This is a genomic window from Mesorhizobium sp. M0437 (assembly GCF_040321335.1).
In the GTDB taxonomy this organism is placed as follows: Bacteria; Pseudomonadota; Alphaproteobacteria; order Rhizobiales; family Rhizobiaceae; genus Mesorhizobium.
Map to the genome: position 1 here is coordinate 1 of NZ_JAMYRK010000086.1, position 20,604 is coordinate 20,604.

18 protein-coding genes, 1 tRNA gene and 5 pseudogenes are annotated in these 20,604 nt (G+C 59.3%); 19 read left to right on the forward strand and 5 right to left on the reverse strand.

The genetic code is table 11. The features are described from left to right. The 3 genes and pseudogenes from NKI72_RS30915 to NKI72_RS35545 form a co-directional block, all read left to right on the forward strand. Positions 1-862 (forward strand): cation:dicarboxylate symporter family transporter (locus tag NKI72_RS30915; RefSeq protein ID WP_352851726.1); only part of this gene is annotated, 862 nt, incomplete at its 5' end. A gap of 302 nt (positions 863-1,164) precedes the next feature. After that, entirely contained in the window at positions 1,165-2,196 is a 1,032-nt protein-coding gene (locus NKI72_RS30920) for a LacI family DNA-binding transcriptional regulator (protein WP_023678260.1), read from the forward strand. A gap of 414 nt (positions 2,197-2,610) precedes the next feature. Beyond that, positions 2,611-2,855: pseudogene (locus NKI72_RS35545) on the forward strand (IS1634 family transposase); the annotation flags it as partial. Between the two features lie 93 nt (positions 2,856-2,948). Here NKI72_RS35545 and NKI72_RS30925 read toward each other — a convergent pair. Then, positions 2,949-3,971, reverse strand: coding sequence for a LysR family transcriptional regulator (locus tag NKI72_RS30925; RefSeq protein WP_352851728.1), 1,023 nt, complete (start codon positions 3,969-3,971; stop codon positions 2,949-2,951). A gap of 268 nt (positions 3,972-4,239) precedes the next feature. Here NKI72_RS30925 and NKI72_RS30930 point away from each other — a divergent pair, with 268 nt between their 5' ends. The 9 genes and pseudogenes from NKI72_RS30930 to NKI72_RS30970 form a co-directional block, all read left to right on the forward strand. Beyond that, a complete protein-coding gene (locus NKI72_RS30930; protein ID WP_352720829.1) occupies positions 4,240-4,833 on the forward strand; it encodes a NodA family N-acyltransferase in 594 nt (197 codons plus the stop codon). Then, entirely contained in the window at positions 4,830-5,489 is a 660-nt protein-coding gene (gene nodB, locus NKI72_RS30935; protein WP_352720831.1) for a chitooligosaccharide deacetylase NodB, read from the forward strand. Before NKI72_RS30930 ends, nodB begins: the two co-directional genes overlap by 4 nt. A 14-nt stretch (positions 5,490-5,503) precedes the next feature. Then, positions 5,504-6,829, forward strand: a complete 1,326-nt coding sequence (gene nodC, locus NKI72_RS30940; RefSeq protein ID WP_352851731.1) for a chitooligosaccharide synthase NodC — start codon at positions 5,504-5,506, stop codon at positions 6,827-6,829. 80 nt (positions 6,830-6,909) lie between these two features. Continuing rightward, a complete protein-coding gene (gene nodS, locus NKI72_RS30945; RefSeq protein WP_031194123.1) occupies positions 6,910-7,506 on the forward strand; it encodes a nodulation methyltransferase NodS in 597 nt (198 codons plus the stop codon). A 35-nt stretch (positions 7,507-7,541) separates the two neighbouring features. Further along, positions 7,542-7,787, forward strand: a pseudogene (locus tag NKI72_RS30950) (carbamoyltransferase N-terminal domain-containing protein); the annotation flags it as partial. Positions 7,788-7,830: 43 nt separating this feature from the next. Further along, positions 7,831-8,742, forward strand: a complete 912-nt coding sequence (nodI, locus tag NKI72_RS30955; RefSeq protein ID WP_352450739.1) for a nodulation factor ABC transporter ATP-binding protein NodI — start codon at positions 7,831-7,833, stop codon at positions 8,740-8,742. A gap of 3 nt (positions 8,743-8,745) precedes the next feature. Beyond that, the gene (locus tag NKI72_RS30960; RefSeq protein WP_352450738.1) at positions 8,746-9,534 is read left to right on the forward strand and encodes an ABC transporter permease; all 789 of its coding nucleotides are present in this window, start codon (positions 8,746-8,748) and stop codon (positions 9,532-9,534) included. Between the two features lie 65 nt (positions 9,535-9,599). Continuing rightward, entirely contained in the window at positions 9,600-10,562 is a 963-nt protein-coding gene (locus NKI72_RS30965; RefSeq protein WP_352483784.1) for a LysR family transcriptional regulator, read from the forward strand. Positions 10,563-10,570: 8 nt separating this feature from the next. After that, positions 10,571-10,833 (forward strand): annotated as a pseudogene (locus NKI72_RS30970) (hypothetical protein); the annotation flags it as partial. 32 nt (positions 10,834-10,865) lie between these two features. Here NKI72_RS30970 and NKI72_RS30975 read toward each other — a convergent pair. Then, positions 10,866-11,021 (reverse strand): annotated as a pseudogene (locus NKI72_RS30975) (IS66 family transposase); the annotation flags it as partial. Positions 11,022-11,053: 32 nt separating this feature from the next. Between NKI72_RS30975 and NKI72_RS30980 the strand changes: the two are divergent. The 5 genes from NKI72_RS30980 to NKI72_RS31000 all read left to right on the forward strand — a co-directional run bounded on the left by NKI72_RS30980 (position 11,054) and on the right by NKI72_RS31000 (position 17,868). Next, positions 11,054-11,263, forward strand: a complete 210-nt coding sequence (locus tag NKI72_RS30980; RefSeq protein WP_023678271.1) for a hypothetical protein — start codon at positions 11,054-11,056, stop codon at positions 11,261-11,263. A 464-nt stretch (positions 11,264-11,727) separates the two neighbouring features. Then, complete coding sequence (locus NKI72_RS30985) at positions 11,728-12,528, forward strand: calcium-binding protein (protein WP_023678272.1); 801 nt, start codon at positions 11,728-11,730, stop codon at positions 12,526-12,528. 395 nt (positions 12,529-12,923) lie between these two features. Continuing rightward, positions 12,924-14,693 (forward strand): type I secretion system permease/ATPase, encoded by a 1,770-nt coding sequence (locus tag NKI72_RS30990; protein WP_352851733.1) that lies wholly within the window; start codon positions 12,924-12,926, stop codon positions 14,691-14,693. Then, positions 14,668-15,981, forward strand: coding sequence for an HlyD family type I secretion periplasmic adaptor subunit (locus NKI72_RS30995; protein WP_352450735.1), 1,314 nt, complete (start codon positions 14,668-14,670; stop codon positions 15,979-15,981). Before NKI72_RS30990 ends, NKI72_RS30995 begins: the two co-directional genes overlap by 26 nt. A 669-nt stretch (positions 15,982-16,650) precedes the next feature. Then, entirely contained in the window at positions 16,651-17,868 is a 1,218-nt protein-coding gene (locus tag NKI72_RS31000; protein ID WP_352566044.1) for a tyrosine-type recombinase/integrase, read from the forward strand. A 21-nt stretch (positions 17,869-17,889) separates the two neighbouring features. Here NKI72_RS31000 and NKI72_RS31005 read toward each other — a convergent pair. Next, a tRNA-Ile gene (locus NKI72_RS31005) sits at positions 17,890-17,965 on the reverse strand. A gap of 173 nt (positions 17,966-18,138) precedes the next feature. Between NKI72_RS31005 and NKI72_RS31010 the strand changes: the two genes are divergently transcribed. Beyond that, positions 18,139-18,849: an SIMPL domain-containing protein gene (locus NKI72_RS31010; RefSeq protein WP_352472400.1), complete on the forward strand. Its 711-nt coding sequence runs from the start codon at positions 18,139-18,141 to the stop codon at positions 18,847-18,849. Positions 18,850-18,981: 132 nt separating this feature from the next. Here the strand turns inward: NKI72_RS31010 and NKI72_RS31015 are convergent, their stop codons facing one another. Then, positions 18,982-19,341, reverse strand: coding sequence for a hypothetical protein (locus NKI72_RS31015; RefSeq protein WP_352637442.1), 360 nt, complete (start codon positions 19,339-19,341; stop codon positions 18,982-18,984). Positions 19,342-19,566: 225 nt separating this feature from the next. Next, positions 19,567-20,013: a YcgN family cysteine cluster protein gene (locus NKI72_RS31020; RefSeq protein WP_023678278.1), complete on the reverse strand. Its 447-nt coding sequence runs from the start codon at positions 20,011-20,013 to the stop codon at positions 19,567-19,569. 232 nt (positions 20,014-20,245) lie between these two features. Here NKI72_RS31020 and NKI72_RS31025 point away from each other — a divergent pair. Continuing rightward, positions 20,246-20,604: pseudogene (locus tag NKI72_RS31025) on the forward strand (OmpA family protein); the annotation flags it as partial.

Consider the following 20,604-nt stretch of genomic DNA (forward strand, 5'->3'; position numbering starts at 1 on the left):
CTTCGCGGAAGGCGACATCCTGCAGGTGCTGTTCTTCTCGGTTCTGTTCGGCATGGCGCTCGCGATGGCCGGAGAGACGGGCAAGCCTGTCGTTTGCTTCCTTCAGGCGCTCATCGCGCCTGTCTTCAAGCTCGTCGGCATTCTGATGAAGGCCGCCCCGATCGGCGCTTTCGGCGCAATGGCCTTCACCATCGGCAAATATGGCATCGGTTCGGTCGTCAACCTCGCGATGCTGGTCGCGACGTTCTATTTCACCGCCTTCCTCTTCGTGTTCGGGGTTCTCGGCGCGGTCTGCCGCTACAACGGCTTTTCGATCTGTTCTCTTATTCGCTACATCAAGGAAGAGCTGCTGCTTGTTCTCGCAACGTCCTCCTCGGAGGCCGCGCTCCCCTCGCTCATGCAGAAGATGGAGAAGGCGGGCGCCAGGCGTTCGGTTGTGGGTCTCGTCATCCCGGCCGGATATTCGTTCAATCTGGACGGCACGAATATCTACATGACCCTGGCGGCCCTCTTCATCGCGCAGGCGACGAACACGGATCTGTCAATCGGCGATCAGGTGCTGCTGCTCCTCGTTGCGATGCTTTCCTCCAAGGGCGCTGCAGGTGTGACAGGTGCGGGCTTCATCACCCTGGCTGCTACGCTCGCCGTAGTTCCGAGTGTTCCCGTTGCTGGGATGGCACTGATACTCGGCATCGACCGCTTCATGTCCGAATGCCGGGCGCTGACGAATTGCGTCGGCAACGCAGTGGCATCCCTCGTCGTTGCCCGCTGGGAAGGAGAATTGGACCGAGCGCAGATGAAAGCCGCCTTCTGCGGTCATCAGCTTGCCGAGGCATCAAACCGGCTATCCTCCGCCGAGTAAGGTCGACGCACCGCGACCGGTTTCGCCAAGCTGGTCACATGACCTGAACGATCGACTCGCAGGCTCTAAACGGCGCCTCACGGACCATGTATCAGAAGCGCAATATGTGTGAGTGCAAATCATCGCCGCCCTAAGCGAATGAACCTTCCGTTATACCCGGCCGGTCTACATCTGGAGTAGTCCAATACGCTGTCGATCATTCAGTATGCGGGCGTCTCCACTTTGCCCACCCGAAACCATTGTCGAATCGCGCTAGGTGACAGAGAGCCAGCCTGCGTCAAAAACCAATCAGAATAGGATCCATGACCAAGCGCCCCACAATTGCCGATCTCGCCCGCGAAGCCCGAGTCAGCGTAGCAACGGTCGATCGGGTTCTGAACGCCCGCCATCCGGTGCGCGAGGAGACCGCGCGGCGGGTCCACGACGCCGCCCACGCGATCGGCTATCATGCTGCCGGGCTCATCAAGCAGCGCTTGCGGCGAGACCTACCGTGCTACCGTCTGGGCTTCATCTTGAGAAAACCGGCCCAGCATTTCTACCAAGACTTTGCGCGCGAGGTCGAAGCGTCGGTCAATTTGGCCCAGTCCTTCCACGGCATTCCGCTCATCCAATTCGCCCCGTCACATATGCCGAGCGACCTAATCGCACCGCTCAAGGATTTGGGCGCACGCTGCCATGCGATCGCGATGGTGGCACCGGACCACCCGAAAATTACAGCAGCGGTTGAGGACCTCAAGGCCAAAGGCATTCCGGTTTTCTCGCTGCTTTCCGACTTCGCCGCCGGCGTGCGACAGGGCTATATCGGCCTCAACAACCGCAAGGTGGGGCGCACGGCCGCTTGGATGGTGTCCAAGGTCGCAAAACGGCCCGGCAAGGTGGCGGTGTTTGTCGGCAGCCATCGTTTCCAGGGGCACGAGCTCCGTGACGTCGGCTTTCGCTCCTATTGCCGTGAGAACGCGCCGACGTTCGAGGTGCTCGATCCGCTTGTGAACCTGGAGAAACGGCAGGTCACCTACGAGGCAACGCTTGATCTCATGCAGCGGGAACCCGAGCTCGTCGGCTTCTATGTCGCCGGCGGCGGCATGGAGGGCGCCATCTCCGCGGTCCGGGAAGAGGGTAAAAGTCGCGATCTCGTCGCGATCGTGAATGAAATCACGCCGGAATCTCGGGCGGCACTCGCAGATAACATCATCACGATGGCGGTCGCCACGCCAATGCGCCGGCTTTCCCAGGAGCTGATAACGCTGATGACGCGGGCTATCGAGACCGGCACTGCTGAAACACCAGGACAGACATTTCTGCCGTTCGACATCCATCTGCCGGAAAATATATGAAGCTGATGGATTCTATCGTAAGCGGGGAGTTTCCTTTCATAAATGAGAGAAAGTTGATTGATGATCCGATCCACGCGGGGTAGCCGCACCCCACAGGCCTCAGCCGCGGCCCAGGATGAAAGCGCCGATTGAGTGAACGGATCGGCCGCGCGTTCAGGCGGAAGCGCGAGGTAAATTCCCAGCATCCGCAGCGTCGACCTCGACCGGCTTCATTGCCAACATCTCGACGTTGTCGGTGCAGGGCGGTGTCGTCAAGGATGCCTCACGCCAGTAGCCGAGCGAGGCCGGCACAGTCCATTGGGATCGACCTCGTCGACCGCCATCTCCTCGCCTGGCCGCGCGTGAAAAGCCGCGGCAAGGCCGGCAAAGTTGGCATTTGAGTGGGGCTAAACATCTTCTGGGACTTCGCACGCGAAATCGGAGGCGGCAGTCAACTCAGCACCAACCGGGCATGTGTTCTGCTCGTTCCTGGCCCTCGTACTCAGCAAGGAACTGCGCCGCTCTGCCCCGAATGGCAACCGCTCCTCCGCGACCGCCTCCAGGAGCCACCATCGAAAAGGATGGTCGCGTCGTCACCACCACGTCACGGCAAAAGTGGGCAACGTCTTGAAGGCAGCTGGCATCGCTCTGCGACACACCTCGACAAACAACTCGCCTGAGATCACCCTCAAAAAGGTAGTGGTAACACGCGCCGGCGCGCGCCTAACATGCTGATTAATGACATTATTCTTACAGCCGGTGTTTAAGTGGGGCTAAATCTCTTCTGGGACTTCGCACGCGAAATCGGAGGCGGCAGTCAATTCGGTACCAACAACGGCAAGGTCGGATCCGGCGTGCCCGAGACACTCAATAATTTCAAGCAAAGGCGCCAGGCGAGATGCCTCCTGCAACATCATTTCCCGCATCCACAGGCTTGCCGGATCAGTATTGTGAAGCGCAGGCCATTGGACGGCCTCCGTGAATGCGGGATGAGGAAGTGGCGGCGGAAGTCCGACAATCCGCAGGGGTGTTGTTTTTGCGAAATGCTGCGCCAGCCGTAAGGGCATGGTCCCGATGCGGTTGGTGCCTGATACAACGGGCGGGATCATGCTAAAGCCCTGTACGACGACCTCGATACGTCTCTCGAAACCGTGCTCGAGCAAATACCATTCCTCCATGGTGGGCTGCCGGGTGTGCCTGAATCTGAGCACAACATGCCCCATGGACAAGTATCGCTCGAATGTAAGTGGCTCTGACAGCTGCTTGTTCGTGCCGCAGCCTACGCATACGAGCATATCTTCGAACAGGGCTGCGCGAGGATGTTTCGACATGAACACTTCCGGCATAATCAGAAAATGAACGTCGCCGCGCCGGAGAAGCTCCTCGGGGTCGTCGGAAATAGGCAGACATTCGAAGCGGACGGCGGGAGCTTCCCGCGCAGCACGCTCTACGATCTTCTTAAAAAATACGAGCGTGAGGTAATCGGAAAGCATGATTCGGAAGAGACGATCCGATTGGGCTGGGTTAAAGGCGTCCCAGGAAATAATCGATAGCTGGATGTGCAGCAATGCGTCCCGGACTGCTGGGGCGAGCCCCTCCGCGCGCGGTGTCAAAATGAGCTCGCGGCCGTTCATCGCAAATAGCTCATCGCTGAAATAGGCGCGTAACCGAGCGACGGCGGCGCTCATGGCCGGCTGGCTCAGGTTAATACTGTTGGCCGCGGCAGTGACTTTACGCTCCCTGATCAGAGCGTCCAGCACAACGAGGAGATTTAGATCCAGCCCCTTAAACCGCATATCCTGATCTATCCAGCGTGTGGATGGGCATCATCTAAACAATCAATTTTACGAATTTACGAACCATGCATTAGAGGAACGTAAATGACCGACGTCAAGCTCAAATCGACGGCGCCGCGACACGGGCGGGAACATCGAGAGAGCTCATTGGCGAGCCCCACCGGCTGGCTCACCTTCGCTAACGACAACGGTTGAGTGCAGCCAACAACGCCGCCGCTTTGGCCGGGTAATGCAGCCCGCAAGAAACTATTTTGAAGAGAGGTCCTGAATGCGCCCTCAGGTGCAGTGGAAATTGTGCTGGGAAAACGAGTTGCAGCTCTCGGACCACGTCGAGCTCGCCCAGTTCTTTCGTAATACCTACGGGCCGACTGGGGCGTCCAACGCAGAACCGTTCGAAGGTAGTCGAAGCTGGGCCGGAGCCAGGCCTGAACTCCGCGTAATCGCCTACGATTCGAGCGGTGTAGCGGCTCACATGGGCATACTGCGCCGTTTCATCAAGGTTGACGCGGTCGACCTGTTGGTGGCTGAGCTGGGCCTGTACGGGGTACGTCCGGATCTTGAGGGTCTCGGAATCGCCCATTCAATCCATGTCATGCTTCCAATACTGCAGGAGCTTGGCGTTCCATTCGCTTTCGGAACCGTCCGGGACGCGCTGCGGAATCATGTTGAGAGGTTCGGACGGCGATACAGCCCTTTGGCCGTTTTGTCGGGAATTCGCGTGCGCTCCACCCGACCAGAGGCGCGCCTCGACCTGCCGCCCACACGCATCGATGACGCACTCACCATTGTTCTGTCAGTTGGACGGCCGATCAGCGAATGGCCCACGGGCACGATGATCGATCGGAACGGACCAGAGCTATGAGCCGTCCCGATTGCTTGTACGAAGTGCGCCGTGAGTGCTCTGACCGCACCGGCCGTCGCAGCGTTTATCTGACGTTTGACGACGGTCCCAATCCACTTTTCACACCGGAGATTCTGGATGTGTTGGCAGAGCAGCGGGTGCCGGCGACTTTCTTCGTCATCGGCGCCTACGCCTTAGAGCACCCGGATCTAATCCAACGAATGTTTGCAGAAGGGCACGAGCTAGGCAACCACACGATGACTCATCCGGATCTGTACAAATGCGGCTTCGGCGAAGTGCAACGTGAGATCTTTGAAGCGAACGGCGCCATCATGAGGGCGTGCCCTCAGGCCTCGGTGCGCTATATTCGCGCGCCCTATGGCGCCTGGAGCGAAGAAGTCTTCACAGCGTCACAGATCGCCGGGCTGACGGCCCTCCATTGGTCCGTCGACCCACGAGATTGGTCTCGCCCTGGGGTCGACGCGATTATCGATACCGTGCTCGCCTCTGTCCGGCCGGGCGCAATCGTACTCTTGCACGACGGATGCCCTCCCGGCGAGTTGAGCCAGGGCGCTCACGCCGGTCTGCGCGACCAGACGGTCACGGCGCTGTCCCGTCTGATTCCAGCACTGCATGAGCGCGGATTTGTAATCCGCTCACTTCCTCAACATCACTGAACAAACGAGATCCCATGACTCTTCTTGGTACAACCAGCACTGTGGCCATTTCGCTTTATGCACTGCTCTCGACTGCTTATAAGAGCATGCAGGGGATTTATGCTCTGCCGACAAACGACTCATCGGCGTTGAAGGATCTCGTCGGCTCCGATCAACTGCCCAGCGTGGATGTCATCGTCCCCTGCTTCAACGAGGATCCGCGCACCCTTTCAGAGTGCCTGGCTTCCATTGCAGACCAAGAATACGCCGGAAGACTTCGGGTCTATGTGGTTGATGACGGTTCTGGAAATCGCGAAGCCGTAGGAACTGTCCACGAAACCTACGCGCGCGACCCTAGGTTCGACATCATTTTGCTTCCCGAGAATGTTGGAAAGCGCAAGGCGCAGATCGCCGCGATACGCCGCTCATCCGGGGATTTGGTGCTTAACGTTGATTCAGACACGATACTCGCGTCCGACGTCATTACCAAGCTTGTACCGAAGATGCGAGATCCAGCGGTCGGCGCAGTCATGGGTCAGTTGATTGCCAGTAACCGGAGCGAGAGCTGGCTGACAAGGCTGATAGACATGGAGTACTGGCTGGCTTGCAACGAGGAGCGCGCGGCACAGGCTCGCTTCGGTGCCGTTATGTGCTGTTGCGGCCCATGTGCCATGTACCGCCGATCTGCGCTCCTTTTGTTACTGGACCAGTACGAGTCGCAATTTTTTCGGGGCAAGCCAAGCGACTTCGGGGAGGATCGCCATCTCACTATCCTCATGCTGAAAGCAGGCTTTCGAACCGAGTACGTTCCGGGCGCCATCGCGGCCACAGTCGTTCCGAACAGACTCGGACCGTATCTGCGCCAACAACTCCGTTGGGCACGAAGCACATTCCGGGACACGCTGCTTGGGCTGCGCTTGCTGCCCGGCCTCAATAGCTATCTCACGTTGGACGTGGTCGGACAGAATCTCGGGCCGCTACTCCTCGCCCTATCGGTACTAACGGGCCTCGCACATTTCGCACTGACAGGCACTGTGCCTTGGTGGACAGGACTGATGATTGTGTCCATGACCATGCTCCGATGCAGCGTGGTAGCATTTCGTGCTCGACAGTTTCGATTTCTGGGCTTTTCCCTGCACACGTTCATCAACATCTTTCTCTTACTTCCCTTGAAGGCCTACGCGCTGTGTACATTGAGCAATAGCGATTGGCTGTCGCGAAGCTCTGCTGTCGCTACATCGAACACTGGGGGAAAACAGACCCCCACCCAAACTCCGATCACTGGATCAAGCAGGGCAGAATTCTCGCCGCATGCGGCTCCGCTTCGCAGGCTCAATCTTGCGCGGATTCTTCGGGATTAGCGCTGTCGAGCAACATCTGCGGCGACGAGTGATCGCTAATTACCTAGGTGGACGAGAGGTGGACGAGTTTGACCCAGAACATGAATCATCAGTTGCTCGATCGGGAATTGGCCGCAGACGATCCGTGGCGCCTCGACGGCAATCCGTTCGAGCGGGAGCGCCACACGCAAATGCTCCAGCTGGCGCTTGCCCAAGGCTCCATTACAAATGCCCTCGAAGTCGGGTGCGCTGCCGGCGCATTCACGGAAAAACTAGCTCCCAACTGCCAAGGGCTCACCGTCATCGATGTGGTGGCGCAAGCGATTGCTCGAGCACGTCAACGGATAAAGGAGCCGTCGCGCATCAACTGGATAGTCTCCGATGTTCAACAGTTTTCGACCGACGAGTTGTTTGACCTGATCGTTGTGGCGGAGGTCCTATACTACCTCGAAGACATAGCCGAGATGCGCGCGGCCGTCAAAAACCTGGTGCGGGTGCTTGCGCCAGGCGGGCATCTGATCTTCGGATCGGCAAGGGATGCTAATTGCCGTCGCTGGGGTCACGCCGCTGGTGCTGAGCCGGTCATCGCCATGCTGAACGAAACGTTGATCGAGGTAGAGCGTCTTGAGTGTCGGGGCGAGTCGGTCAACGAAGACTGCTTGCTCGTCCGTTTCCGGAACCCGCTTTCCGCTTCCTGATCAATCGAATCTATCGCCGTTAACGTGGAGACACTATGCGCATCTGTGGTACCAAGCTGACCCATGATGGGGCGATCGCCCTTGTCGAGGATGGACGGCTCGTCTTCTGCGTTGAGCAGGAAAAGCGGCACAACAATCCGCGTTATCAAACCATCGATAATCTCGACGCAATTGTCGCCGCTTTGGCGGAACAGGGGCTAAATCCTTGTGATGTCGATCAGTTCGTTATCGACGGCTGGGATGGCGAAGACGAGTCACAGTTTCAGGTCCGGCAGGCAACCAAGCAACCGCCAGTCTTGGCGTCCCTCTCGGTAAAATGAACCCATGTCCATGGTAGCGATCGATCTTACTGACGTAAGCAAAACTTATGACAAGCTCGTTGTCGACAGACTGTCGTTCCGCGTTGCGGCGGGGGAATGCTTCGGGCTCTTGGGACCGAACGGTGCGGGCAAAAGCACGATTGCGCGTATGGTCCTCGGCATGACATCGCCTGATGCGGGGAAGATTACTGTGCTCGGCGCTCCAGTGCCGGCGCGCGCGCGTTTGGCACGTATGCGCATCGGCGTGGTCCCGCAGTTCGACAATCTTGATACCGCGTTCACTGTACGCGAGAACCTGTTGGTGTTCGGGCGCTACTTCCGGATGAGCAGACGCCAGATCGAAGCGGTCATACCATCGCTGCTTGAGTTCGCCCGCCTCGAGAACAAAGCGGATGCGCGCGTCGCCGAACTGTCCGGCGGCATGAAGCGGCGCCTGACGCTCGCGCGTGCGCTGGTCAATGACCCGCACTTGCTGGTGATGGACGAGCCGACCACCGGCCTCGATCCGCAGGCCCGCCACCTGATCTGGGAACGGCTGCGATCGCTGCTGGCGCGGGGCAAGACTATTCTTTTGACTACCCATTTCATGGAAGAGGCCGAGCGGCTGTGCGATCGGCTGTGCGTTATGGAGGAGGGGCGCAAGATCGCCGAAGGCCGCCCGTCCGCACTCATTGACGAGCAGATCGGCTGTGACGTGGTCGAGGTCTACGGCGGCAATCCGCATGAACTGGGTGCGCTGATCCGGCCGTACGCACAGCGCATCGAGGTGAGCGGTGAGACGCTTTTTTGCTATGCACCCGATCCGGAGCAGGTGCTGGTGCAGCTACGCGGGCGCGCGGGTCTGCGCCTTCTGCAGCGTCCCCCCAATCTCGAGGATGTGTTCTTGCGGCTAACCGGGCGCGAGATGGAGGACTGAACAATGGGCGAACGTTATGCGGCGGCCATGCCCGCCAATGCGTGGAATTGGGTCGCGGTTTGGCGCCGCAACTATCTTGGATGGAAGAAAATCGGGCTTGCATCGGTTCTCGGCAACCTCGCCGATCCGATGATCTATCTGTTCGGTCTCGGCTTTGGCATCGGAACAATGATAGGTCCTGTTGAGGGCACTTCGTACATTGCGTTTCTCGCGGCTGGCATGGTTGCCACAAGCGCGATGGCATCGGCGACTGCTGAAACGGTTTATGGGAGTTTCGGCCGCATGGACAACCAGCGCACCTGGGAAGGAATGCTATGCACTCAGCTGACGCTCGGCGATATCTTACTCGGCGAATTGGCGTGGGCAGCCACCAAGGCCCTGATGGCGGGCACAGCAATCACTATTGTTGCCACCACGCTCGGCTACACATCGTGGCCATCCATCCTCTGCTTGCTGCCAGTCATCGCTCTCAGTGGCCTCGCCTTCGCGAGTCTAGCGATGGTCGTCACGGCGCTTGCGCCCAGTTATGAATATTTCATATTTTACAATACGCTTGTTATAACACCCATGCTGTTCCTTTGCGGCGCGATGTTTCCGGTCAACCAATTGCCCGGCGCTTTTCAGGACGTCGCCTCCTTGTTGCCGCTCGCACATGCAATTGACCTCATTCGTCCGGCGATGCTTGGCCGTCCGGCCGGCAGCATGGGCCTGCATATCGGCGCGCTTTGCATATACACGGTTTTGCCGTTCTTCCTATCGGTTGCTCTATTTCGTCGTCGGCTGATGCGTTGACGCTACTCACCATTTAAAATTGATTCTTTGGGCGATACCCATCCACGCGTCGGATAGGTCAATACATGCGTTTTAAGGGACTCGATCTAAATCTCCTGGTTGTGCTGGACGCTTTGATCAGGGAGCGTAAAGTCACCGCCGCGGCCCGCAGTATTAACCTGAGTCAGCCGGCCATGAGCGCCGCCGTCGGTCGGTTACGCGCCTATTTCAGCGATGAGCTATTTACGATGAACGGCCGCGAACTCATTTTGACACCGCGCGCGGAGGGACTCGCCACAGCAGTCCGGGACGCATTGCTGCACATCCAGCTGTCGATTATTTCCTGGGACGCCTTTAACCCGGCCCGATCGGATCGTCGCTTCCGCATCATCCTTTCCGATTACCTCACGCTCGTATTTTTTAAGAAGATCGTAAAGCGTGCTGCGCGGGAAGCTCCCGCCGTCCGCTTCGAATGTCTGCTTATTTCCGACGACCCGGAGGAGCTTCTCCGGCGCGGCGACGTTGATTTTCTGATTATGCCGGAAGTGTTCATGTCGAAACATCCTCGCGCAGCCCTGTTCGAAGATATGCTCGTATGCGTAGGCTGCGGCACGAACAAGCAGCTGTCAGAGCCACTTACATTCGACCGATACTTGTCGATGGGGCAGGTTGTGCTTAAATTCGGGGACACCCGGCAGCCCTCCATCGAGGAATGGTATTTGCTCGAGAACGGTTTCGAGAGACGTATCGAGGTCGTCGTACAGGGCTTTAGCATGATCCCGCCCCTTCTATCAGGCACCAACCGCATCGGGACAATGCCCTTACGGCTGGCGCAGCATTTCGCAAAATTAACACCCCTGCGGATTGTCGAACTTCCGCCGCCACTTCCTGCCGCATTCACGGAGGCCGTCCAATGGCCTGCGCTTCACAATAATGATCCGGCAAGCCTATGGATGCGGGAAATGATGTTGCAGGAGGCATCTCGTATGATTACCCCGCCTAAGAGCACCGGACGTCTCAGTTGTCGGCCGACGACCCCTCGGTTATGAGAGGAGGCATGGATGGCGATTGGGATTGGGCGATTCCTGCATTGTCGAGAACGATGCAGGGAGAGCAGATCCTTCAGCCTGAAGAGGTGGCAGCGATGCTGCCGCTGCATGAGCTTGGCTGGGGAACCGACGGGCGAAAGAATTCGGGTGCGCTCGCAACACGGTGCCTCGGTATCTAAGCGAGGGCGGGACTGTTCCGTTTCGCAAGCCTGTGCGGCCGACCGCGTTTGACGGACTGGACGATTGGCTGCGGGAGCGCTTCTTCCCCCATGGCTCGGGCTGGATGACGGTCTCGACCCGCTCCAGATGCGCCGGGAACGCCTTGCGCGGTCGCGCAGCACGTCGCGGCTCGCCTGTCGGTCTTGCGGCCTCGAGCTCGGACTCAATCGCGCCGAGCCCGGTCTGGATTTCGAAGGCGAAGGCCTGCTGGGCACGTTCGAGCTTCTCGGAGCTGCGACCGAAGCGGCGCGCTCCAGCTGCTTGACGATCCCATGAAGGTCGGCGATCCTCTCCTGGGCACGCTCGTTGAGTGTCGCCATCCGGACGATCTCGGCCTTGAGTGTTTCGCTCCGGAGTTGTTGCAGTTCGGCCTTCTCCGCCGCCATGGCGACGAACATCGCCTTGAGCGGATCGATTTCGTGGGGACGGGCCGAAGCGCTTCTCGTCATGACGCCGACAGGAGCTTGTTTTACACGGCCTGAAGCCCGCCTTTTGCGCCTGAGTCACTTCGCCACCGCCTTCCGGCCGGACGCCGTCGCCGTTCGGCTCGAACGCGCGTCCAGTCCATGCCTTCGACGAGCGCCATCAGTTTCGGCGCGGCAAGCCGATCACGCCGTTCTCCGCCAGCGGAACTTGTCCTCGTCCAGCGCTCACGGTGCGGGTATGCCGGCGTCGAGCAAACAGAGAGAAGTTTGGGGCCCAACCAGGACGGCCCCGTTACGAAGTTCGTCCTAGTCTAGTCCCGGTTTGAGTGTCGAATCTTCATCGATTGCATCGGCGACCAGCGTCCCCGCCGCCTGCGAGCCCGCAACTGCTCAGCAGAAGGAAGTGAACGTGAGTGCATCCATTTCGTAAATGTGTGTCTATCCAAGCAATCGATTTCTCTAATTATCCGATGAGGAATATGAAACGCGTCAGGCAGGGCGCATCATTAGGAGTATTTTCGATGGCAAACATTATCGAGGGTGGCCCGGGTTCCGAAACACTCCTCGGCACCAAGCTTGAAGATTGGATGGAGGGTTTCGGGGGCAATGACTGGATTGACGGTCGTGGCGGCAACGACGAGATCTCGGCTGGCGCGGGCAGTGACCGAGCCCTCGGCGGCGAGGGTAACGACCGCATCTTCGGCGGAGATGGCTGGGACGATCTCTCCGGCGACAACGGCCGCTTCAACGCGCGCATCTCCGGTGAGGACAATGACAGGCTCAGCGGCGGTCCCGGCCAGGATGTCGTCTACGTGGGTGACGGCCAGGACACGTTGACCGGGGGCACCGACAGTGACACGTTCGTGTTCCAGTTCCACAATCCGGTGCCTGGGGTCGTCCCGAGTGTCGGGTCGAAGCCGGACATTTCCACTATCACCGATTTCAACCCGGCGGAGGACAAGTTCGCCTTCGATGCGGTGGGCCTCTACAACGACGGTTTTGGCGCGAACTTCGTCAACAACGCCAGCATACAGTCCGGCTACCCGGTGAGCAGCTTCTACAGTGGTGCGGCCTCGGGTGCGAACGGCGAACACGTCGTGGTGATCACTGGCGAATCTTTCAACTCTGCTTCTGAAGCCGCGAGTGCGATCTCCGGCGAGCACGCCGGCGACATCATTGTCTACCAAAGCAGCTACACCGACAGAGTCGCAACTCTGGCCTATGTCACCGCCGACAACAGCGCGCATGAGTTCGTCCACCTGGGCGGTGTGGTCACCGTGGCCGACCTAGGCCTGACCGCGTCGGACTTCACCTTCGTTTGATCCAGAAAACCCATACGGAACAGCGCCCCGCCCCCCTGGGCGGGCGCTTTCCGTTTCCGCTACTTGCGATGGGCCGGGGCGCCCGGGAGCAGTCGCAGCGTGTACAGCTTGACGAAGCCCTGCACGTCGCGCTGGTCGTACACCGAAATCTCCCTGAAGGCGTGGAGGCGGAAGCCTGTTCGGGCCCTTGCGGCCGGCCACGATGACGTTGCCCTTCCAAACCTTCAGCCGGACGGTGTTGTTGTTGACCCGCTCCATTAGATGCCAAACCAAACATATTCGGCGGGAGCACTGATCCTGAATCAGCGAGCGGATGCAGTCGGTCGCCGCTCGGGGAGCAATATAGGGAGCTGGGTCGCCAGATCCTCACGGAGACCTACGTGAGTAACCATTCCTTGAAGGATTCAGCTTTGAGACCTTTCCCTCTGACTTCCGCTATTTGGGGAATTCTGTTGATCAGCGGCGTGGTGAACGTGCTTGCGCTGATCTCGCCGGTGTTCATGCTTCAGGTCTACGACCGCGTTCTGGCAAGTGGCAGCGTATCGACGCTAGTGGGGCTCGTCGTGCTTGCTACAGGGCTTTATGCGTTCCAGTGCCTGCTCGACATTTTGCGCGCGCGCGTGCTGCTGCGGATTGGCGAGCGTTTCGATGAACAGTTTTCCGGACGCGTTCACGATGCGATCGTTCGCCTTCCGCTTTTAACGCGCATGCCGGGCGACGGCTTGCAGCCGCTACGCGATCTCGACAATGTTCGCGGATTCTTAGGTGGAAACGGCCCGACAGCGTTCTTCGATCTGCCATGGATGCTGATTTATCTTGGCATTTGCTTCCTCTTTCATTTCTGGATCGGCATGACGGCACTTATCGGGGCGATCGGTCTCACATCTCTGACACTCCTTACCAACACTCTCTCGCAAGGGCCGATACGCGATACCATTGACCACAACATGGTACGCAATGGTCTACTGGAAGCAGCGCGCCGCAATGCCGAGGTCGTGCAAGCTCTCGGTCTCGCAAAGCGGATCGCTGCCCGATGGCACAAGGCCAATGCCAAGTATCTGGCCGCCAACCGGAAAGTCGGGGACGTGGCAGGTGGGCTGGGTGCCATTTCAAAGTCGCTGCGCGTGCTGCTGCAATCGGCCATTCTTGCCGTCGGCGCGTACCTTGTGATCAGGCAGGAGGCTACGGCCGGGGTCATGATTGCAAGTTCGATCATGATGGGGCGTGCGCTAGCTCCGGTCGATCTGGCCATTTCAAGCTGGAAACCCTTCCTCATGGCGCGCCAGGGTTGGGCGCGGCTGGAGGACCTCTTGGGAAAGGTTCCTGAAACCGCTCCTGTTATGCCAATGCCTGCACCTGAACGCGAACTCCGCCTCGAAGGCGTGACAATCGTTCCGCCCGGCGAAAGGAAGCCGACCGTGACCGGCCTTGCGTTTGCCGTTCAGGCGGGAAGCGCACTCGGGATCATCGGTGCATCGGGTTCGGGCAAGTCGACACTCTCGCGCGCCATCGTCGGCGCATGGGCGCCGGTCGCCGGAAAGGTTCGCATCGACAGCGCAAGCCTCGATCAATGGGACCGGGAAGCGCTAGGCCGTCATATCGGCTATTTGCCGCAAGGTGTTGAACTATTCGACGGCACCATTGCCGAAAACATCGCTCGTTTTGAAGATAATCCTGACCCTGAGGCTATTGTCACCGCGGCGAAAGCAGCGGGCACGCACGAACTGATCCTCCGATTTGAGCACGGCTACGAAACTCCGATTGGTGAGGCCGGATCGGCACTTTCCGCCGGGCAGCGCCAGCGTATCGGTCTTGCCCGTGCTCTTTATCGAGACCCTTTCCTTGTTGTGCTGGATGAACCCAATGCCAATCTCGATGCGGAAGGCGAGGCTGCGGTTGTCAAGGCGATCGCCTCCGTGCGCGAGCGCAAGGGCATTGCGGTTGTCGTTGCCCATCGGCCGAGCGCCATCCGCGCCGTGGATTTGGTGTTGGTGATGGAAGGTGGACGGCAGCGAGCATTCGGTGCGCGTGATGAGGCGCTTTCCAAAGTCCTTAAGGGGGCAGCGATGGCATCAGGCGCTGGGGTCAAGGCCATCGAGTCTACACAGGATAACGAGCGCGCTGACATGGAGGATCCCGGTGTCCGGCATTCATCAGAACAATGACGTTTCCAGGTCCATTCGCCGGCACCTGGTGGCGGGCCTGCTGGCGAGCGTGATCTTTGTGGGAGGAGCCGGAGCCTGGGCGGCCTTCACGAATCTCTCCGGCGCGGTTGTCGCGTCCGGACACTTTGTCGTCGATTCCTATGTGAAGAAGGTGCAGCACCCGACCGGCGGGGTGGTGGGAGAAATCCTGGTGAGCGAAGGTGATAAAGTAAAAGCCGGCGACATCCTCATGCGGCTCGACGCCACCCAGACGCGCGCCACTCTCGCTGTAGTCACCAAGCGGCTCGATGAGCTGGCCGCCAACCTGGCACGACTCGAAGCTGAGCGTGACGATCTGGCGGAGATCGCCTTCCCGGACTGGCTGCTCGCCCGCAGAGATGTTCCGGACGTAGCTTCGGCAGTACATGGCGAGACGCGGCTGTTCGAATTCCGCAGACAATCCCGCGACGGAAGGCAGGCGCAGCTAGCGGAACGCATCACTCAATATGAGCACGAGATCGAGGGGCTCAAGGCGCAGGCAATCGCTTCTGAGAAAAGCACCGAGATCCTCCAAAAGGAAATTGCTGCCCTGAGTGGGCTGCGCGACCAAGGCATTGTCTCGGACCAACGCTTGAACAGTCTGAAGACGCAGGTTGCCACTTTCGGCGGCGAACGCGGTGAGAAGATTGCACATCAGGCACAGACGGCAGCCCGCATAGCCGAAACGCGCCTGCAGATCCTGCAGATCGATCCGGATTTCAAGACGGAAGTCGGCCAGGAGCTCAGAGAGGTTCAGGCGCAGGTTGGGGAGTATGTTGAGCGCAAGGTGGCGGCTGAACAGGAACTGCGACGGATCGATATTGTCGCGCCGCAGTCAGGCGCCATTCAACAACTCGCAGTTCATACGGTCGGAGGAGTGATCACGCCCGCCGATCCGATTATGCTAATCGTGCCGGAAGGCGACGATCTTGCGCTTGAAGCACGAATCACCCCGAAGGACATCGACCAAATCCAGCTTGGTCACAAGGCCGTGCTGCGGATGTCAGCCTTCAATCTGAGGACCACGCCGGTATTGAACGGATATGTCAGCCGGATCGCAGCCGATCTGGCGACGGACGAAAAAAACGGCGTTTCGTATTACCTGGTGCGTCTGTCGGTTCCGCATGCGGAACTGACGAAGCTCAAGGACCTGACGCTCGTGCCCGGCATGCCGGCCGAAGCGATGATCCAGACGGGCGAGCGTACGGCGCTTTCTTATTTTGTGAAGCCGCTGTCGGACCAAATCAGTCGCGCATTCCATGAGGAATGAAAGTAACCACAGAAACATTTTGTTGGTATTCTTGTTGGTTGTTACGCATGCATGAGAGTCATAACCGTCTGAAAACACAGCGATACTTTCCTCAGTTGGATTCCGCCTCTGACTCAGATTCGTGGTTCCACGGTCATTTTGCCCTTCCAAGTCGCCGACCATTCAGTTCTTGGCCTCGAGCGCATTAAGATACCCATCATCGTACACAAAGGCTGGAAAAGAGTCCGGTGTCTTGAGCGATCCTAGGTCTGGAGACCTAGGGTGAGCCTGCAAGCACAGGGCCAGGACATGATTGAGCGTCTGCAATATTCGGACAGGTACATAGGAAGACAGGCAGGCGTCAAAAACGCGCTTTCAACGCGCTAAACCGATGCTACGCACCCCGAGCGTCTTGCCGCCCTCGCTCCCGCCGGTAGGAATCAATCGCGAGCAGGCTGCGACGTTCATCGGCGTAAGCTCAACGACCTTTGATGAAATGGTCCAGGACGGCCGGATGCCGCAGCCACGAATGCCGAGCAAGGGGCGCATTGTTTGGGACGTCGAGGAACTTGTATTGGCCTTTCGAAAGCTCCCTCACCGCCAAATCGGAGGAGCACCAAAGCTTGACGAAGATTCGCCGCCACTAGACAATCCTTGGGATCGAAAACCACGAACATGACGGATGAGCCCGTGAAAATCGATCTTAAGGGCGTAGTGAAGGACACTGATCGCCACGGCAATGATCGGTACTATTTTCGCGCACCGGGTCGGAAGAAGGTCCGGCTCCGTGAACCGACCGGCAGCGACGAGTTCCTCGAGGAACTGCGCTGCGCACGCGCCGAGGTCTCTTATGTTCGGCCCGGCACTCTTCCCGAGATTTGCCGGCGCCTCCCCAAGCCTTCCGAGCCAGCGAAGAAAGGCACGTTACTGTGGCTTTGCCAGGAGTATTACCGTCGGGGCGGCACGGAAATCACCCAAGACACTATGGCGCGCCGACGAGCAATTCTGGAGCGCGTATGCGAATTACCTCATCCCCTCGAAGGTGACCCGGATCCTCAGTATCCCACCAAGGGATCTCTGCCATTCGCCGGTATGAAACGGTCTCATGTTAAGGAGATCAGGGACACCAGGCTCGACGCCCTGGGCGCGGCAAACAATATCGTAAAAGCCATCAGCGCGATGTTTGAGTGGGCAAAGGACACAGAGATTCCGGGCGTCGACTCCAATCCCGCCCGCGGCATCAGACGGCTAAAGAGCGGCGACGGCTGGCACCCATGGGACGTGTCGGAGATCGTTCAATATGAGAAGCGGCATCCGCTGGGTACCGCAGCCAGACGTGCGCTCTCGATCTTCATGTTTACTGGCCTGCGGTTGTCCGACGTCGCGATCTTCGGTCGACAGCACATCACGCTCGTCTACAACGAAGAGACCGAGCAGTGGGAGAAGTGGATCAGAATTAAGCCTGGGAAGACCAGTCGTAACAAGGATGCGGTGTTGGTGGAGCTCCCGCTTCTGCCCGAACTAGAGGCGGAACTTGAGCACACGCCTTCCGACCAGATGACCTTCCTGGTCAATGAGTATGGTCGCCCGTTCTCGGAGAACGGTCTGGGCAACAAGATGCGCCAGTGGTGTGATCAAGCTGAGCTGCCGCACTGCAGTGCTCATGGAATTCGGAAGGCCGGCGCGACGATCGCCGCTGAGAACGGCGCGACGCACGAGCAGCTGAAGGCGATATATGGGTGGACTACGTACCAGCAGCCCGACCACTACATCAAGAAAGCGCGTCGCCGGAAGGTAGCGAGAGCGGCGAAATACCTGCTGGTTATCGATCGAAAAGAGAACAAAATTGTCCCACTTTCTGAGGGGGTTGAAAGAGGTGGGACAAAAATGGCCAAAAAATCCAATTAAATCAACGGCCACAAAAGCCAATGGTGGGCCCGGAGGGACTCGAACCCCCAACCAAGCGGTTATGAGCCGCCGGCTCTAACCATTGAGCTACAGGCCCCACGGCGCTGGATTAGTGTTTTTCCCTGAACCGCACAAGGCTTTCCGAGCAGGCGTTCCAAGGGGGCTGGCAGGGATCGCCCAAATCAGCCCATATTGATAACCTATTGCACGTCGCCCATTGGACGCCGGCCAACACTCGGCTGTCTTGGGATCCCAGATCGAGGAGATTTCATGACCAGACGTATCTTGCCCCTGGCGATTGCCGCCGCAATCGCATTTCCGGCGATCGCGGCCGCCGCCGATTCGCCACCGCCGCCGCGTATCGTCGTCACCGGTGAAGGCGAGGCGGCGATAGCACCCGATCTGGCTCTGCTGACGCTCAGCGTCATGCGCGAAGCCAAGACGGCACGTGCAGCGCTCGATGCCAATAACGACGCCATGGCCGCGGTGATCGCTGCCATGAAATCGTCCGGCATCAAGGAGCGCGACCTGCAGACAGCGGGCATCCAGATCAATCCGCGCTATAACTACACCAACAAGCCCGACGGCAGCCAGGAGGCCGAGCTTGTCGCCTATCAGGTGACCAACACGCTTTCGGTGCGCGTCCGCGACATCGACAAGACCGGCGACATTCTCGACAAGGCGGTGTCGCTCGGCGTCAACCAGGGCGGCGGCATCTCCTTCTCCAACGACGATCCGGCGGCAGCCGTCACCGAGGCGCGCAAGAAGGCCGTCGCCAATGCCATGGCCAAGGCCAAGACGCTGGCCGAAGCGGCCGGCGTCGGCATCGGCCGGGTCCTGGAAATCACCGACCAGAATTTCGCACCACCGCCGATGCCGATCAACGCCAAGGCATTCGATGCCGCCGGCGCGTCGGTCCCGGTGCAAGCCGGCGAGAATTCCTATACCGCACAGGTGACGGTGACTTTCGAATTGAAATGATCATCGCTTGCAGCATGAAAAAACCCCGGAGGATCGATCCTCCGGGGTTTTTTGAGCCGCGCTTTCCGTCCTGGCGGAAAGGGCTCCGCTACTCTACCGGCTGCAAGTCAGCCGGCCGCAAGCCCGAAGACCTTAGCGATAGATGATCGGACAGCCGCGCTCGTTGGCGAATACGATTACGACGCGGTCGCCATACTGGCGGCCGGCGACCTTGACCGTGCGGCGGTTGATGTCGATGATGCGGGCGCGGTGCAGGCCCATGCGTTCGGCCTTGTCAATGGCACGCTCCGGCGAACAGGACCGGCGCCAGCCGCCATGACGGCGGTGTTCGCGATAGTAACCATCATCTTCGTCGCCGGTATAGACGCCGACGCGCGGATCCTGGTTGTTGCCGAAGCCGAGATAGATGCTGTCAGCATGAGCGGGGATGGCAGCAAGCGTGCCAAGGCCGACAAGTGCCGAAAGAGCAACCGTCTTGATGGTATTGAACATTGTCTTCTCTCCTTGTTTGAGGGTTTCCACCCGTTTTCGTCAAACCTATGCGAGGAGAATGCACCCGCCTGTCTGAATTTTTTGCGAACCGGCCATTCATCCCCCGTTCATGCGGCAAGAATGGGCCAGCCGTTAGTCTGTCCGTTTCTGGAACCGTTCTATGCAGGGCAGATGGGGAACGTACCCTTTTGCCATGGTTCCCGGTCTTCGTTACCGCAGGAAATCCTAAGGCTCGTCCGCGAGCATATGGTCGAAATAGTCGTCCGGCTCGGCAAGGTCGGTCTCGCTGGCGCTGACCCGGCCGCGCATCGAGATGCCGGCCTCGTGCACGGTCTCGTCGCTTCCCGACACCAGCCTGTGCCACCAATAGAGATCGCGGCCCTCGGCCACCAGCCGGTAAGCGCAGGTCTTGGGCAGCCAGCTGATGGTGCGCACGTTCTGCGGCGTCAGCCCGACGCAATCCGGAACACGCGCCAGCCGGTTGGCATAGTCGGAGCAGCGGCAGCTTCCAGCGTCGAACAGCCGGCAGCCGACGCTGGTCCAGTAGATCTCTCCGGTGTCCTCGTCTTCGAGTTTCGACAGGCAGCACTTGCCACAACCGTCGCAGAGTGATTCCCACTCGGCCGGGGTCATCGCCTCGAGCGTCTTGGTCTTCCAGAACGGCTTTTCCATCGTCGGCATGTGGCCCCCGGACGCTTCAAGGTCAAGCACGGCAACCGTGCACCCTCGTCCGAACGATACGCCGGGACCATACGCCGGAACATACGCCAGGACCATACGAATGACATGAAGTCGCCTTCAAAACGCCGGTCAATCGCCCTGTGCCACAGCTAGAACCTACAAACAGGAACCAAACATGGTTGCTGAAAGTTTGGGCATGGATGGGACGCCACAAGGAGTGTTTATGATGAAACGCCAACCACGGATTCTGGCAGGCACGGCGCTTGGCCTGTTGATGGCGTCCGCGCCGCTAGGCGCGTTCCCACTGCAAGGCGACGCCGCATTCGGCCCCGTGCAACGTACCGCAGCGCCGCTCATCCCAGTGCAATCGAGTTGCGCCGAGGGCGAGTCGGCGGAGGCCTGCGCGCAAAGCCAGCAGGCAGAGCAGCCCAGAAAGAAGAAGCGCGACCAGCAGCAGCAAACGGAATCCGCTCCGGCCGAGCAGGCGGCTCCAGCCGAGTCCGAGCAACCCCGCAAGAAGCGGCGCAATCAGCAGCAGCAAACAGAATCCGCTCCGGCCGAGCAGATCGCTCCAGCCGAGTC

Excerpts from the sequence above, each read along its gene's own strand:
- NKI72_RS30920 (WP_023678260.1), top strand. The coding sequence starts at position 1,165 with ATGACCAAGCGCCCCACAATTGCCGATCTCGCCCGCGAAGCCCGAGTC.
- NKI72_RS30925 (WP_352851728.1), bottom strand. The coding sequence starts at position 3,971 with ATGCGGTTTAAGGGGCTGGATCTAAATCTCCTCGTTGTGCTGGACGCT.
- NKI72_RS30930 (WP_352720829.1), top strand. The coding sequence starts at position 4,240 with ATGCGCCCTCAGGTGCAGTGGAAATTGTGCTGGGAAAACGAGTTGCAG.
- nodB (WP_352720831.1), top strand. The coding sequence starts at position 4,830 with ATGAGCCGTCCCGATTGCTTGTACGAAGTGCGCCGTGAGTGCTCTGAC.
- nodC (WP_352851731.1), top strand. The coding sequence starts at position 5,504 with ATGACTCTTCTTGGTACAACCAGCACTGTGGCCATTTCGCTTTATGCA.
- nodS (WP_031194123.1), top strand. The coding sequence starts at position 6,910 with ATGAATCATCAGTTGCTCGATCGGGAATTGGCCGCAGACGATCCGTGG.
- nodI (WP_352450739.1), top strand. The coding sequence starts at position 7,831 with ATGTCCATGGTAGCGATCGATCTTACTGACGTAAGCAAAACTTATGAC.
- NKI72_RS30960 (WP_352450738.1), top strand. The coding sequence starts at position 8,746 with ATGGGCGAACGTTATGCGGCGGCCATGCCCGCCAATGCGTGGAATTGG.
- NKI72_RS30965 (WP_352483784.1), top strand. The coding sequence starts at position 9,600 with ATGCGTTTTAAGGGACTCGATCTAAATCTCCTGGTTGTGCTGGACGCT.
- NKI72_RS30980 (WP_023678271.1), top strand. The coding sequence starts at position 11,054 with ATGAAGGTCGGCGATCCTCTCCTGGGCACGCTCGTTGAGTGTCGCCAT.
- NKI72_RS30985 (WP_023678272.1), top strand. The coding sequence starts at position 11,728 with ATGGCAAACATTATCGAGGGTGGCCCGGGTTCCGAAACACTCCTCGGC.
- NKI72_RS31010 (WP_352472400.1), top strand. The coding sequence starts at position 18,139 with ATGACCAGACGTATCTTGCCCCTGGCGATTGCCGCCGCAATCGCATTT.
- NKI72_RS31015 (WP_352637442.1), bottom strand. The coding sequence starts at position 19,341 with ATGTTCAATACCATCAAGACGGTTGCTCTTTCGGCACTTGTCGGCCTT.
- NKI72_RS31020 (WP_023678278.1), bottom strand. The coding sequence starts at position 20,013 with ATGGAAAAGCCGTTCTGGAAGACCAAGACGCTCGAGGCGATGACCCCG.